The following is a 12,802-nucleotide window of genomic DNA, read 5'->3' on the forward strand; positions in this document are numbered from 1 at the left end:
GATGAATATACATAGACGTTTTACAATCCAACTGTTCATCCAGCTGATGCTTATCTTTTTCCTGGTTGCTTCATTAATCATCTTATCTGCGGCGATCACCGGATTTGCGATTAAAAACGATGAGATGAAAAATGATCTCTCCTTAGCAGAAAGTTATTTTATATCAGAGAATATCACGATATCTGATGAAAGTGCCGATTTTGATGCCGGTCTGCAAGAGCTTGTGAAGGATCAAAAGGGATGGCTGATGGTCGTCTCATCAGACGGTGAGATCATGGGAAATTTCCGTACGCCAACGAGTATCCTTTCGCATCTGAACCAGAACGGCTTCTCAGGTCTGCTGGTGAATAATCAGGCATTCGATTATACGTACTGGCAGTTAGATGAAGCAGATGCCAAGTCCCCTGTTGTGATATTTGGAAAAGAAAATGTTGCAACCGGTCTTCTAGCACAGGCAAAAGAACAAATTGACTGGGAGAATAGCCAATTAGACTTCAGTGATGACACATCTAAATTATTGACTGAAAACAGCGGTTTCGTTCAGCTGCTTGACCAATCCGGCAATGTGATCAACCAGTATCAGGCGGAAGACAAGCCACCCTCCTACTCCATTGAACAGATTCTTTCATTGAATCAGTCCAAGACAGATTCAATTCAAGCCTATCATGATGAAACGACGAATCAGACATTACTGGTCGGCGTGCCAAAACAGCAATCTGGTCCTGCAGCGGCAGACCAATTTCAGAGTCCTTTTGAAAACAGTTTCTTGATCATATTTATCCTATTGTTTCTTTTACTGCTGGGCAGTACGTTCTGGTATGCCCATAAGTTCGGCAGCCCTTTGCTGCACATGCTGAAGTGGATAGATCAATTAAGTCAGGGGAACTATCAGCAGCCGCTCAACCATCTTCAGGAGCCAGCCCTATACAAACGAAATGGGAAGCTGAAGAAAAAATACAGATTATATAAAGACCTGATTATGAACTTATCGCACCTCACAGACACGTTAAAGGAAAACGAGGAACAGCGAGGGAAAATCAAGCTTACCCGGGAAGAATGGATCAGCGGTATTTCACATGATCTGAAAACGCCGCTTGCTTCTATTTCCGGCTACGCAAAAATGATTGAAGCACAGGAATATTCATGGACGCCTGAAGAAACACGGGCATTCGCAGGAACGATCAGCAGTAAAGCGACTTATATGAAAGATTTACTTGAAGATCTGACGCTGACGTATCGGATCAAAAATGGTGCATTACCGATTAATCCGGAACAGACGGATGTTGATGAGCTATTACGCACAACAATTATCAGCTTCATGAATAACTCTAATTACAACGATAAAATTCTTCAGTATAAGTCTGAGGATCACAATATTCAGGCAACAATCGATCCTAAATGGTTTCAGAGAATCATGGATAACCTGATTGAAAATGCCCTGAGATACAACCCTTCCGGTACAACTGTTACAGTATCTTTAGCCAAAATTGAAGATCAGCTGCTGCAGATTACAATTGCTGATAATGGGATCGGCATGGATCAGCACACGATCAACCAGCTTTTTAATCGATATTTCCGCGGTACGAATACGAGTGATTCCGGGAGCGGCACAGGTCTCGGGATGACAATTACAAAACAGCTGGTGCAGCTGCATAAGGGGTCTATTAATGTTAAGAGCAGACCTGGAGAAGGAACGGTTTTTCGAGTTCTCGTACCGGTTCGTCAGTTTGGAGGAGAAGATGAAAAAAGCGCTTAAAAAATCTTTAATCATTATGTTCAGTGCAGTTACACTCTTTCTTGTTGTTTCAGCTTTAACAAATCCGACACCTGATGATTATATAAAGTTTGATGAAGCTGAAACAGGCATCCAAATACCTGATAATGTACGAATAGCAACGGCAGATTTTATCTTTTTTTCAATATATGCTCCTTCACCTAAAGACGCGGCAGATAAATACGGTGCAGTACACTTAGGCTTTATGGGCCACTTTTTTAAAATGTCAGATGGACAATATGATGAATCGTTTTGGAAAAGGTTTTTAAAATAAATGAGGTGACTGCGTGAACAATAAAGACAGAGCAGAAACAGTCAGAGAAAAATTGAGGCAAAAAGAGTTAAAAAACCCTTCAGGCAGTTCACAGGGACGCAATCTGTCTGATTTAACCGGAGGCTTGAGTTGGAAAGCAACAGGGATCATCATTCTGTTGCTCATTGCCGGCAGCCTTTATTATCTATTAAAATCGAATCCTCCTATCGTGATTTCAACCATCTCTTCAAGTGATGATCGACAGTCCGTTGTAGTAGGCATTGGAAATGAGGGTTTTCGTGATATTCAACTGCTGGATGTTACCGTCAATGATGGTGGTGAACCTTCAGAAGCGATGCTGCAAGTCAGTAATGCTGAGCAGGGATTGATCGTCACAGATAACTTTATGAGCGAAGAAGTAAAAGATTTCGGTTTTACACGTCTGGATATGATCACAATCAAATCCGGCACACCCGCTTATCCTAACCTTGAAGAATCTAATCAGGGAATTCCCCTTGAGGACCTGCCACTTTTCGGCGTAAGTGTGATACATGATGAACCGATTGATCGTATTGATATTGAGTACAGGCATTTTGGGATGAAGTATGAACATACAGTGTATTTCGATTAAGTGCAGTCCGGCACACAGACTGCACTTTATTTTTGTCTAATAGAATCCTGATAAAGCTCAGCGTAAGTTTTTGAATCTTCTATCAGTGCATCGCAAAAGGCAGCTACGTCTGTTCCTGTAACTTCGAGCACATTTTTTCCTTCAGCAGCGCCTTCTTCAAAGAAGCTGACAATGTCCGTGAGCAGCCCGGTACCTTTGTGTAATTCAACAGGACCAACTTTAAAAAAATATTTTTGCATCTCTTTATACACCACCTGATAATCCTGGGGAAGTGCTTTCACGCGTGAAACATGAGCTCTCCAATTCTTCTTTTCTTCGATCATCTTTTTTATGTTCATTTCAGCCCTCCTAATTTTTTTGCTACGTTCCTGTTGAGCTGGTAACGCCATCTGTCTCTGTAAGTTTTCGCACCTGAGTGGCCGGTAATCGCTGATGTAAAGCCTTGAATATCATCTCCAAGCACTTCTTCAATAGGCTGTCCGTCAGCTGCTGTAACTTCGAGTAATTCGAGCACACTTTCTAGAATCGGCATCAGGTTACGACCTGAGAAATCTCCGTGAACCCAAATATTTTGGTTGATCTTTTTCCACGCAGCCTGATAGTCAGCCGGCAGATTTTTCACCCGCAACTCAAAGCTCTTCATTTCCCTGTTCATATCACTGCCGGTTATTCTCTCTAAGAAATTCATGTCCTTCTCCTCTCTTTTACTTATTTTTAAGTTTGTCGAGCTTACTTGAAACGAAATCCCATTTATCCCAAAATATTTTCAGGTGCTCTTCACCTGCCGGATTAAGCGTATAAAACTTTCTGGGTGGCCCCATAGTTGAGGGCTTTTTTTCGATGTTAACCAGGTTATTTTTCTCGAGCCGCATGGTAATCGTATATACGGTTCCTTCCACTACATCGTGAAAACCGAGCTCACGCAGCTTTTGGGTGATTTCATAACCATAAGTTTCACCATGGCTGATGATCTCAAGGACACATCCCTCAAGAACCCCTTTCATCATTTCTCTAAAATTACCCATGTTTACCTCCGTATCTATTTTAGTAACTGGTCTCAAGTCCATTTATATGATTAGTAATAAGTAATACTAACTACCACTATATAGTAATACTATATAGTGGTTTTGTCAATTCACTTTTTATATAAAAAAGCCAGGGAATGAAAAAGATGGATCATTTGTAGATTAAATGATTACTTTTTCATCCCCTGAACAGGTCTATTTCTTCTTAAAATAACCTTTCCATTAAATGATAAGGATTCATTTCTCAAGTCTCATAAGGCACAAAACTCTTCGCGTTCATACAATCAAGCGTTCGGGACTTCATATTCGGACGGGTGATATAGTCATCGATATTTTCTTCAGTCAGTTCAATAAATTTAGCCTCTTTAATTTCTTCCGGCTGAATTTTGATGTTCCCACTCACGTATTCCGCTTTGAATACGACTGCTAATAACCCTTTTGAGACGTTGTAATATACACCGGTTATGCCAATTGGCGTAATCACTAAACCTGTTTCCTCCAGCACTTCTCTGCAAAGAGCCTGACCAAGCGGCTCACCTTCTTCCACCTGTCCACCAGGCGTTTCCCACGTATCTGACCGCAAATGTGTTTTTACCAGCAGTGTATGGCCTTCATCATTTGTTATATTTGCTGAAACAGCAATGATATGTTTTGGTGGTGAGTGCATCTTTACTCCTCCATTTCTTCTGGCAGTTTGTGCTTTCATTCCGGTCTACTTCAGATTGAGTAATTATATGAATAGACCAGCATATTTACTGATTATACAAAGCTAAAATTGGAGCCGTAAAATCATCAAACTTCTCACGCTCTTCAAGTGAAATCCAACCTGCCTCCAGCATGTCCTCGTTTGACTCAAGTTTCAAATCAAGAAAAAGTGTTCCACCAACAATCTCTGCGATAAAAGTGTATTTATCTTCACTTTTATCCAGCAGCCTGATGACCTTCACTTCATATCCTGTTTCTTCTTTGACTTCTCTCATACATGCCTGTTCCGGAGTCTCGTTTTCTTCTATACCACCGCCCGGATAATTCCAGACGATATCCCCTCTCTGGACATATTGTTTTACCATCAATACCTTATTTTTCTTTATATAAACGCTTGAGCGATCATCATATCTCCTTCCAGAACTGTTTAATTCCCCTGCTTATACACCCTTTATCGTCAAATTATTCGTTTATTGACTAGTAATTTAAACGATAAACAAGCACAATTCCCACGTCTTTCTTACAATTTTCCCAAACCGAAGTGATAAGTAATACTTATACTTCACTAAAACCGTTACATATAAAGGGAATTATACCCCTTCTATGTATACACTTCTTCTCAATTTTCCCGATAAACAAGATGCATTCCTTTTGATAGGATGGATCTATTCACAAAATATTTAGACAAAAGGAGTCGGGGAAATGAAGAAAACGAGAAGGATCACAATGAGTCTATTACTTGCAGCAAGTTTGGCAGTACCAGCGGGGGCCAGCGCTGCACCGGATCATCAGTCGAACAATGCTGAAAAATTCCGTGTATATGTAGAAGTGTCAGGCGAATCAGCAAATAAGACAAAAGATGCCCTGCAGAAAAAATATGATTCACGCTGGGAGCTTGGCACAAATGGATTTTCAACTGATATGAATGAAGCGCAATTCAATGCCCTTCAAAACAATAAGAATATCAAACTGACAAAGGTTGAAGAAGTCCAGCTTGAGACATTAAGAAACAAAGAGAATGTCACTACTGCTTTTTCTGCACCGGCAGATCAGACACCATGGGGCATTGAAGCAATCTATAATAATGGAAGCGTGAGTGCGACATCAGGCGGATCAGGCATCAATGTAGCCGTTTTGGATACTGGTGTATTCACTGGCCACCACGACCTTCAGGGAACAGTTGAACAATGTAAGGACTTCACTCAGGCAACACCGCTTGTGAATGGATCATGTAATGATGTCGACGGACACGGTACACACGTTGCAGGTTCTGTTCTTGCAGATGGCGGCAGTGATGGCACAGGTGTTTACGGCGTAGCACCTGATGCAGACCTGTGGGCATACAAAGTACTTGGCGATGACGGTTCCGGTTACTCAGATGATATCGCAGCAGCGATCCGTCATACAGCAGATCAGGCAGTTGCAACTGGAACAAAGACAGTCATTAACATGTCTCTTGGGTCATCTGCAAGCAGCCCTCTGATTGAAGACGCAGTCAACTATGCATACGATAAAGGCGTTCTGGTTGTTGCAGCTGCAGGAAACTCAGGTTTCCGCGTGGGGTCAATCGGTTACCCTGGTGCACTTGAAAATGCGGTTGCAGTTGCAGCACTTGAAAACAGATTTGAAAACGGTACATACCGTGTAGCTGATTTCTCTTCAAGAGGCGTCCGTAAAGGTGATGGTGACTACCTGATCCAGGAAGGTGACGTTGAAATCTCGGCACCTGGTGCAGCTATCTTCTCAACATGGCCAAATGGCGGTTATAACACAATCAGCGGTACATCAATGGCATCACCGCACGTAGCAGGACTTGCAGCAAAAGTATGGGCAGAAAACCCTGGCTTCTCACACGTCCAGCTTCGCACTGAGCTTCAAAACCGTGCAAAAGCAAACGATATTCTTGGCGGCAGAAGCGCTGCTGTTGGGGATGACCTGGCATCAGGATTTGGATTTGCGAAAGTGAATTAAGTACATTTAAGTGAAGTCTGGGGTTCTATCCCAGGCTTTATTTTTTCCTCTTATTCTTAATTGCTCTCACGCTCCACTTTACTCCCTCATAAGCGATAAATAGGATTAAAAGAATCAAAAATTCATGAGAGAATGCCATCAATGCGATGACCACAAAATAACAAAAATATATACTATATCGATACAATCTAGTGTTCATAAAACTTACATTTTCCGGGTTCTTTGCTCTTACAAACTCGGTTAAGTATATTATGACCATAAGAATGATCGACGCTAAAAAGGGAGACACATCTAACGGGTCAACAATGATATTGATCGTAAGGACAACTAACACAAAAATCTCTAATAGATTTACAAGATAAAATAACCTCTTATTGTTTGAGAGAATAAGAAAACTCCTTCCTTTTAATCGTACAGGTCTCCTTTCTATATAACACCACTATCTAATAACCGAATAAAAACAAGTATCCGTTATCCTGCTACCATCAGCCGACAGGTCATCATTTCTCAAAATGCCTTCAAGACTAAAACCTGCAGCCTCTGCTAAAGCCTGGCTTCTATGATTATCTGATTCACATCTAATTTCAATTCTCTTAAAGTTCAATTGATGCAACCCTAAATGGACCACACTTTCAACTGCTTCTTTCATATAACCGTTTCCACTGAACTTCGTATGAATCCAGTATCCTGTTTCGCACTTGGGAATATCCCAATCTATCCCCTGAAGGCTGACAGCTCCGATAAACTCTTGAGTTTCCCGATGAAAAATTAAAAACCTGAAACTTTCTCTATTTAAAAACTTAATATGCGCACTTCTCAAATTAACTTCCGTGTCCTCAACAGCAGGAATCTCCTGAGCGAAAGGCAACCATTCCTTCAGCTCTTTGAAAGAATCCCTTATCGCCTCATTCACAACAGGTCCATCCCCGGTCTGCGAAGGTGCACGAAGGATCAGTCTTTCTGTATATAATTCCAGTGGCACTTCTAATAACAACGGGTTCATTTTATTGCTCCTTTCAGTTTTTATAAATCAGTCCAGAATGAGTAAAACCCACTAGTAATTAACATCATTTTACAATAATATGATAATGTTAAATAGGGAGGGATTGAATGAAAAACAAGTATATTTATTCTTTTTTGCTCTATATATCTATGCTTATTCTTGCAGCTTTCTTAATAGAATTTGTGTTCGAACTATTACTGTTTTCACCGTTCTATTCACTGAGAGAATACCATAGCATTTTTTGGTTTATCTTTTTTATTATGATTACAGCGGGCTTTAGAGAGATTCGAATTTATGTAATCAAGCATTTTGATTTCACTGTACTGTTAAATTTTCGAGTATATCTCACGATGTTAAGTATGCTGTTATTGCTGGTACTCGCTCATTACATATTTATCTATCTGCAGGAAGTTGCTGAGACAATGACTTATAGAAAATATTTGTATCATTTCTCATGGAACGATCTATTGACCAAGATCATATTTACGCCCCTCTGGGAAGAGATTTTATTCAGAGGGATTTTGTTTGGCTACCTCTTCAATAAAACGGGGCGATTCTGGTTCCCGGCAGTACTCGCTTCAATTATATTTGGCTGCTTTCATCTGGATTATTTCATTCCATCTTTTATTTTCAGTATATTCTCAATCTACCTGTTCAAACATTTCAACTCACTGATTCCAGGCATTTTTTTACATGCATTATGGAATTTTTTGATGTTGTACAGTTTGATTTAGAAACCTATACATACGATCATCAATGCTCCCTTTTTGGCAGTTCGGGCCTGTCCCTTACTGCCCTTAAAGCTTCACCGCTCTCGTCGCAATAAAGGTTTTAATATACTTATCCAAAACTCTTGTGCCACCGAAATCATCCTCATAGAATCCGTTAATAGCAAAGCCGGCATCAATTTGACCCTGGATCTGGTCTTCGAGGGTATGAGCGTATTCAATTGTCTGATTGGATTGTATGTACGTTTCCACTTCATCTTCCGGCAGGTAATCCAGCGTTGAAGAAGGAATGGTATGCTTGACTTCAAGATGACCTTTTCTTTCTTCTTCATCGTCAAAGATCCATAAAAGTGGATTCGTGAATCCTGCAATAAGCACACCATTTTTCTTTAACACCCGGTGCGCTTCTCTCCACACAGGTTGTATGTCTTTTACAAACAAATTAGAAACCGGGTTCACGACCATATCGAATAATTCGTCTTCAAAATCACTGAGATCTGTCATATCTCCCTGCACAATTTTCAGTGAAAGCTGATCCCTCTCTGCGACCATCTGATCCTGTTCCAACTGTTTTTTTGAAATGTCGGTTACTGTTACATCAGCTCCTGCTGCAGCAAGGATTGGCGCCTGCTGTCCGCCACCGGAAGCAAGGCAAAGAATCTTCAAACCCTTTAACGATTCAGGAAACCATTTCCTCGGTACATTCTTTTCAGTTGTAATAGTAATTCCCCAGTCGCCTTGTTTAGCCTTTGCGATCATTTGAGTGCTGACCGCTTTTGTATATCTGGACCCTTCTTCTACTTTCTGGTCCCATGCAGAACTGTTTTGCTGTGTTGTATCCATTTGTGATCCTCCTGACGTTAAGCCTGATTGATTAAGCCATAAACATAATGATCAACATAGTGACCATACAAACATTCGCTCTTTTCAAGACACCCTTCTTTTTTAAAACCCAACCGCTCCGGAACACCCTGGCTGCTTACATTTTCAGTTGCTGCCCGGATTTCTATTCTTTTCAGATTTAATTCATTAAAGCAATGAGAGATCACAGCCTGACAGGACTGAGTCATCAGCCCGTGACCCTGAAAATCCTCACCCAGCCAGTATCCGATTGAAGTGGACCGGTTTGTCCAATTAATACCATGCAAGCCGACCACGCCTGCCAGCTCTCCCTTGTACCAGATTCCAGCCTGAAAACCATCCTGACTGGAAAATTGTTTTAACGTATATTCAATGAACCCTTTAGAGTTCTCAACACTTTTTGTCTGATCCACCCACGGCAGCCACGTGCGCAGATGTGATCTGGAACCATCAGTCAGTCTGAATAATGCTTCCGCATGCCTCGTCTCCAGTAATTTAAGTTCAATATCTTCGTTAATCATGTATGTAAACATTTCCTTCACCGCTCTTTTCTATTAATCATATTTTTTACCGCCCAGCGCTGATGTTCATGAATCAGGCAATCAACTGCCTCAGACGGCTTCATCCATTTCAAAACGTGGTCTTCATCTGACGGATCTGTTACCTTTTCACCCATCTTAACTTCATAAAAGTGACCCTCACTTAGATAATATGTGTCCTCGCTTTTAGCTTGAAAATATTGATTGGCACTCCCAATCAAGCGAGTGACTTCAATTTCTATCCCCATCTCTTCAAGTGCTTCTCTTTTCAGACATGCTTCGTGCATTTCACTATTTTCAATAGCACCGCCTGGTAAAAAGTAGTGTCCGCTCCCCGTTTGAATCACTGCTATTTCAGTTTTAGAGGAATCAAACATAACGGCATAGGCTGCCGGCCTGACGATATAATCTTTTCCTGGTTCCCTTTCTCCGAATGTAAGCATCGTGATATCTCAGTTCTCCTTATAAATGATGAAATCAATCCTTTTCTTACCTTGTACTATATTCTACACTAGAAAGACCATATAATGGATGCATAAAAGGAATAATATGGTCGTCACTTTTGATCTTTATCTGATATCTTATACGTTTATATATGATAAGGAGGCTAAATGAGGATGGGGAAAGGACTCGGATTCATCATACTAAATGTTTTTGCTGCACTTTTGCTAATCGGTTGTTCAGGTGAACAAGACAACGATGGTCAGATTGATTCCGGTCAATACCTTGAAGCAAAAGAAGCTGCCTGGGCTTATGTGAATGAGCAGGGCTGGGATGATAATGCTGAAGAAGACTGGAGAAGCGCTGAGGTGACAGAAGTAGTGGCCAGTCATAGGTATGAATTATTTGAAGATGCCTATGCAGGGAAAGAAGTATTGAGAATACAATTTCATGATCCAGAAAATGTGATCGCCGGCACACCAGCTATATTAATGGATAGTGATACAAATAAAGTGATTGGGTATATACCAGGGGAGTAGAGTTATCATGAAAGGATGAGGAACTTGTTAATAAGACCAAACATAGAGGAATACGGCAAACCATTTGAGCCATATATCAATCGCGTACCTGATGGGAACCTAATCGATATATTGAAATCTAATGAGCAGAAAACAGTAGCGTATTTCAAATCTCTTCCTGCTTCGGATTGGCAAAAACGATATGCGTCTGATAAGTGGAATGCAAAAGAAGTACTTGGCCATATGATTGATAATGAAATGAATATGCTCTATCGGATTTTCAGAATTACGAGAGGCTTTGAAGATTCACTGCCGTTTTTTGAAAGAGAAAAAGCAGTTCAGCATTTTGATTATAATTCGATTCCGGTTGAACAGTTGATTGAGTATTTCAGGGATACGCGGCAGCTGATGATTACGACCTGTGAACAGGTAAAGGATGAGAACTGGCTGAACCAGGGACGGCTGGGTGACTATGTGTTTTCAGCCCGGGCTCTGGCATATATATCTGCCGGGCACGAGTTGCATCATCTGTATGAACTGAAGACGAAATATTTCACAGCTTGAAACTCATGTTAAAAGCAGGTGCATTTTTTGCATTTATTTGCTTTGAGTGGACCTGCGCATGATGGTTATAATATGAGAAACCATCAATAGATTAAAAGTTTAGATTTAAAATGATTATATGAGGAGAACTAGCAACTTTTTAGGCTAACATTATTTTATATCGTACAATATGGATACAATTGGATAAGCTATCTTGGAGGAGCGTTCTATGTTTACATACAAAGTAAATACACAAATTAGCCTTGGCTTGTTACAACCGCATCATGCCGGGGACGTCTATTCTTTAGTTGAGTCTAACCGGGAACACCTGAAAGAGTGGCTTGGCTGGGTTAATCATATAAAATCAAAAGATGATTATAGTGAAACAATTATTCCTCTCTGGTTAAAACAATTCGCAGATCACAACGGTTTTAACTCAGGAATATTCTATGAGGGGAAATTAGTGGGGATGGTATCACTTCATTTCATCAATTGGAAAACAAAACATACAAGCGTTGGATATTACCTGTCTAAACAATATGAAGGTAAGGGCATTATCTCACTTTGTATAAAATCAATTTGTGAACACGCTTTTTGTGATTTGGGGCTTAATAAAGTGGAGGTCCAGTGTGCGGAAGCAAATAGTAGAAGCAGGAACGTACCCGAGCGTCTGGGGTTCAAACAAGAAGGCATAAACCGTGACGCCGAGTTTATAAACGGGCACTACAATAACATTGTCACTTACAGTATGCTTAGAAAAGAATGGCTGGAAAATCAATAATACTTTTTCGCCCCCTTATATCCTAGAGGGGGCAGCAAAATAGTTTAATCGTTCGCTTTTTCAAAAATGTTATTCAACCATCTTGGTATTTACATACCCAAGTAAAATCACATAACCAATCATCATAAGTGGGAAAAGTATTTTCTCGCTATTAGGATAGTTAATGATTCCACCGCTTAACATGACAATCCCGATAATCAGACTATAAGAGCCAACGATTTTGGCAAGCTTATCCTGCTCTTTGACTCTGCTCTGGTTGAACCCCGATAAAATCCATGTTTGCTTTTTTACACCTATCAAAAAAGCGATAATAAATAATACAATTGCCGCAACGAGTAATGGCTGATTCATTTTTATACCCCTTTGTATTATGTTAAATTACCTGAAGTGCATGAGCACGCATCGCATTCATCTAAGCCCATCGCTTATTTTTATTGTCTGTTCCTAAAGAGTTTATGAACACCTATCCTCGCAAATATCTATTCGATACCTGATATAATACTTATTTTTGAATCTTTCTTATACAATTGACCTGAATGTGCAGTATTTCAGGATATGTAGTAATTTTTTTATTTTTAATTATTCCCGTAAAAAAATCCCGGTACAACAAAAAATCTTTTTTGAGGTTTCAAACTAATGACCTCTTCTACCTCCTCACCATTCTGTTGCCATTTGATGACGTAGCTGGCTTCAGTACCCTCTAATGGTTGGGTAGATAAAGATGGCAGTTCAGAAATACTTGTACTACTTTTTTGTGATTCCGTTAAAGAAAGTTCAGTCTCATGATTGTTCAACGTAAATATAAGTTCTTCAATTTTTGGATGCCCTTCCCCATTCCACTTCAGGTTTCCCTGCCAGATGTTTTTATTAGATTTCATTGGTACATATTCTGCTGTCCAATTGCCATCGGTACTTTTGCCTTTTAATACAGGTGGTTGATTATAGGAGTAAATCATCCATGCTGCTAAGCACATGATTAAAACCAGCGTAGACATGATACTCTTTTTATATCTCATATTATCTTCCCCA

General features: G+C 40.2%; 19 protein-coding genes. 8 read left to right on the forward strand and 11 right to left on the reverse strand.

What is annotated here, in order from left to right; translation table 11 throughout:
* The first annotated feature begins 1 nt into the window (after nt 1).
* The 3 genes from JOD21_RS03915 to JOD21_RS19540 are packed head-to-tail and all read left to right on the forward strand — an operon-like array spanning nt 2 to nt 2,658.
* Nucleotides 2–1,756 (forward strand): sensor histidine kinase, encoded by a 1,755-nt coding sequence (locus JOD21_RS03915; RefSeq protein WP_204728358.1) that lies wholly within the window; start codon nt 2–4, stop codon nt 1,754–1,756.
* Nucleotides 1,740–2,048 (forward strand): hypothetical protein, encoded by a 309-nt coding sequence (locus JOD21_RS03920; RefSeq protein WP_204728359.1) that lies wholly within the window; start codon nt 1,740–1,742, stop codon nt 2,046–2,048. Before JOD21_RS03915 ends, JOD21_RS03920 begins: the two co-directional genes overlap by 17 nt.
* Nucleotides 2,049–2,061: 13 nt before the next feature.
* Nucleotides 2,062–2,658: a DUF6366 family protein gene (locus JOD21_RS19540; protein WP_204728474.1), complete on the forward strand. Its 597-nt coding sequence runs from the start codon at nt 2,062–2,064 to the stop codon at nt 2,656–2,658.
* Between the two features lie 26 nt (nt 2,659–2,684).
* Here the strand turns inward: JOD21_RS19540 and JOD21_RS03930 are convergent, their stop codons facing one another.
* The 5 genes from JOD21_RS03930 to JOD21_RS03950 form a co-directional block, all read right to left on the reverse strand.
* Complete coding sequence (locus JOD21_RS03930) at nt 2,685–2,996, reverse strand: DUF1048 domain-containing protein (protein WP_204728360.1); 312 nt, start codon at nt 2,994–2,996, stop codon at nt 2,685–2,687.
* Nucleotides 2,993–3,346: a DUF1048 domain-containing protein gene (locus tag JOD21_RS03935; protein WP_204728361.1), complete on the reverse strand. Its 354-nt coding sequence runs from the start codon at nt 3,344–3,346 to the stop codon at nt 2,993–2,995. The genes JOD21_RS03930 and JOD21_RS03935 overlap by 4 nt, the downstream gene beginning before the upstream one ends.
* Before the next feature lie 16 nt (nt 3,347–3,362).
* Nucleotides 3,363–3,683, reverse strand: coding sequence for a PadR family transcriptional regulator (locus JOD21_RS03940; protein WP_204728362.1), 321 nt, complete (start codon nt 3,681–3,683; stop codon nt 3,363–3,365).
* Between the two features lie 244 nt (nt 3,684–3,927).
* Nucleotides 3,928–4,350 (reverse strand): NUDIX hydrolase, encoded by a 423-nt coding sequence (locus JOD21_RS03945; protein WP_204728363.1) that lies wholly within the window; start codon nt 4,348–4,350, stop codon nt 3,928–3,930.
* An 85-nt stretch (nt 4,351–4,435) separates the two neighbouring features.
* Entirely contained in the window at nt 4,436–4,774 is a 339-nt protein-coding gene (locus JOD21_RS03950; RefSeq protein WP_338032867.1) for an NUDIX hydrolase, read from the reverse strand.
* 316 nt (nt 4,775–5,090) lie between these two features.
* Here JOD21_RS03950 and JOD21_RS03955 point away from each other — a divergent pair, with 316 nt between their 5' ends.
* Nucleotides 5,091–6,359: a S8 family peptidase gene (locus JOD21_RS03955; protein WP_204728365.1), complete on the forward strand. Its 1,269-nt coding sequence runs from the start codon at nt 5,091–5,093 to the stop codon at nt 6,357–6,359.
* A 439-nt stretch (nt 6,360–6,798) separates the two neighbouring features.
* On the opposite strand, the gene JOD21_RS03960 is transcribed toward JOD21_RS03955, so the two are convergent.
* Nucleotides 6,799–7,362 carry a GNAT family N-acetyltransferase gene (locus JOD21_RS03960; RefSeq protein WP_204728366.1) on the reverse strand — a complete coding sequence of 188 codons (564 nt, stop codon included), beginning with the start codon at nt 7,360–7,362 and terminating at the stop codon, nt 6,799–6,801.
* A gap of 107 nt (nt 7,363–7,469) precedes the next feature.
* On the opposite strand from JOD21_RS03960, the gene JOD21_RS03965 reads away from it, so the two are divergent.
* Nucleotides 7,470–8,096 carry a CPBP family intramembrane glutamic endopeptidase gene (locus JOD21_RS03965; protein ID WP_204728367.1) on the forward strand — a complete coding sequence of 209 codons (627 nt, stop codon included), beginning with the start codon at nt 7,470–7,472 and terminating at the stop codon, nt 8,094–8,096.
* Nucleotides 8,097–8,159: 63 nt separating this feature from the next.
* Here JOD21_RS03965 and JOD21_RS03970 read toward each other — a convergent pair whose 3' ends face one another.
* The 3 genes from JOD21_RS03970 to JOD21_RS03980 are packed head-to-tail and all read right to left on the reverse strand — an operon-like array spanning nt 8,160 to nt 9,933.
* Nucleotides 8,160–8,933, reverse strand: coding sequence for a class I SAM-dependent methyltransferase (locus JOD21_RS03970; RefSeq protein WP_204728368.1), 774 nt, complete (start codon nt 8,931–8,933; stop codon nt 8,160–8,162).
* A gap of 17 nt (nt 8,934–8,950) precedes the next feature.
* Entirely contained in the window at nt 8,951–9,484 is a 534-nt protein-coding gene (locus JOD21_RS03975) for a GNAT family N-acetyltransferase (RefSeq protein WP_204728369.1), read from the reverse strand.
* 5 nt (nt 9,485–9,489) lie between these two features.
* Nucleotides 9,490–9,933: an NUDIX hydrolase gene (locus tag JOD21_RS03980; RefSeq protein ID WP_204728370.1), complete on the reverse strand. Its 444-nt coding sequence runs from the start codon at nt 9,931–9,933 to the stop codon at nt 9,490–9,492.
* Nucleotides 9,934–10,107: 174 nt separating this feature from the next.
* Here JOD21_RS03980 and JOD21_RS03985 point away from each other — a divergent pair, with 174 nt between their 5' ends.
* The 3 genes from JOD21_RS03985 (at nt 10,108) to JOD21_RS03995 (ending at nt 11,773) form a co-directional block, all read left to right on the forward strand.
* Nucleotides 10,108–10,470, forward strand: coding sequence for a hypothetical protein (locus JOD21_RS03985; RefSeq protein WP_204728371.1), 363 nt, complete (start codon nt 10,108–10,110; stop codon nt 10,468–10,470).
* A gap of 24 nt (nt 10,471–10,494) precedes the next feature.
* A complete protein-coding gene (locus tag JOD21_RS03990; protein WP_204728372.1) occupies nt 10,495–11,013 on the forward strand; it encodes a DinB family protein in 519 nt (172 codons plus the stop codon).
* Nucleotides 11,014–11,221: 208 nt separating this feature from the next.
* Entirely contained in the window at nt 11,222–11,773 is a 552-nt protein-coding gene (locus JOD21_RS03995; RefSeq protein ID WP_204728373.1) for a GNAT family N-acetyltransferase, read from the forward strand.
* A gap of 69 nt (nt 11,774–11,842) precedes the next feature.
* Here the strand turns inward: JOD21_RS03995 and JOD21_RS04000 are convergent, their stop codons facing one another.
* Together JOD21_RS04000 and JOD21_RS04005 are read right to left on the reverse strand one after the other, a co-directional pair.
* Nucleotides 11,843–12,124: a DUF3784 domain-containing protein gene (locus JOD21_RS04000; RefSeq protein WP_204728374.1), complete on the reverse strand. Its 282-nt coding sequence runs from the start codon at nt 12,122–12,124 to the stop codon at nt 11,843–11,845.
* Between the two features lie 224 nt (nt 12,125–12,348).
* Complete coding sequence (locus JOD21_RS04005) at nt 12,349–12,789, reverse strand: hypothetical protein (RefSeq protein WP_204728375.1); 441 nt, start codon at nt 12,787–12,789, stop codon at nt 12,349–12,351.
* Nucleotides 12,790–12,802: the final 13 nt, after the last annotated feature.

The sequence above is a fragment of the Jeotgalibacillus terrae genome (genome assembly GCF_016908195.1).
Classification (GTDB): domain Bacteria; phylum Bacillota; class Bacilli; order Bacillales; family Jeotgalibacillaceae; genus Jeotgalibacillus; species Jeotgalibacillus terrae.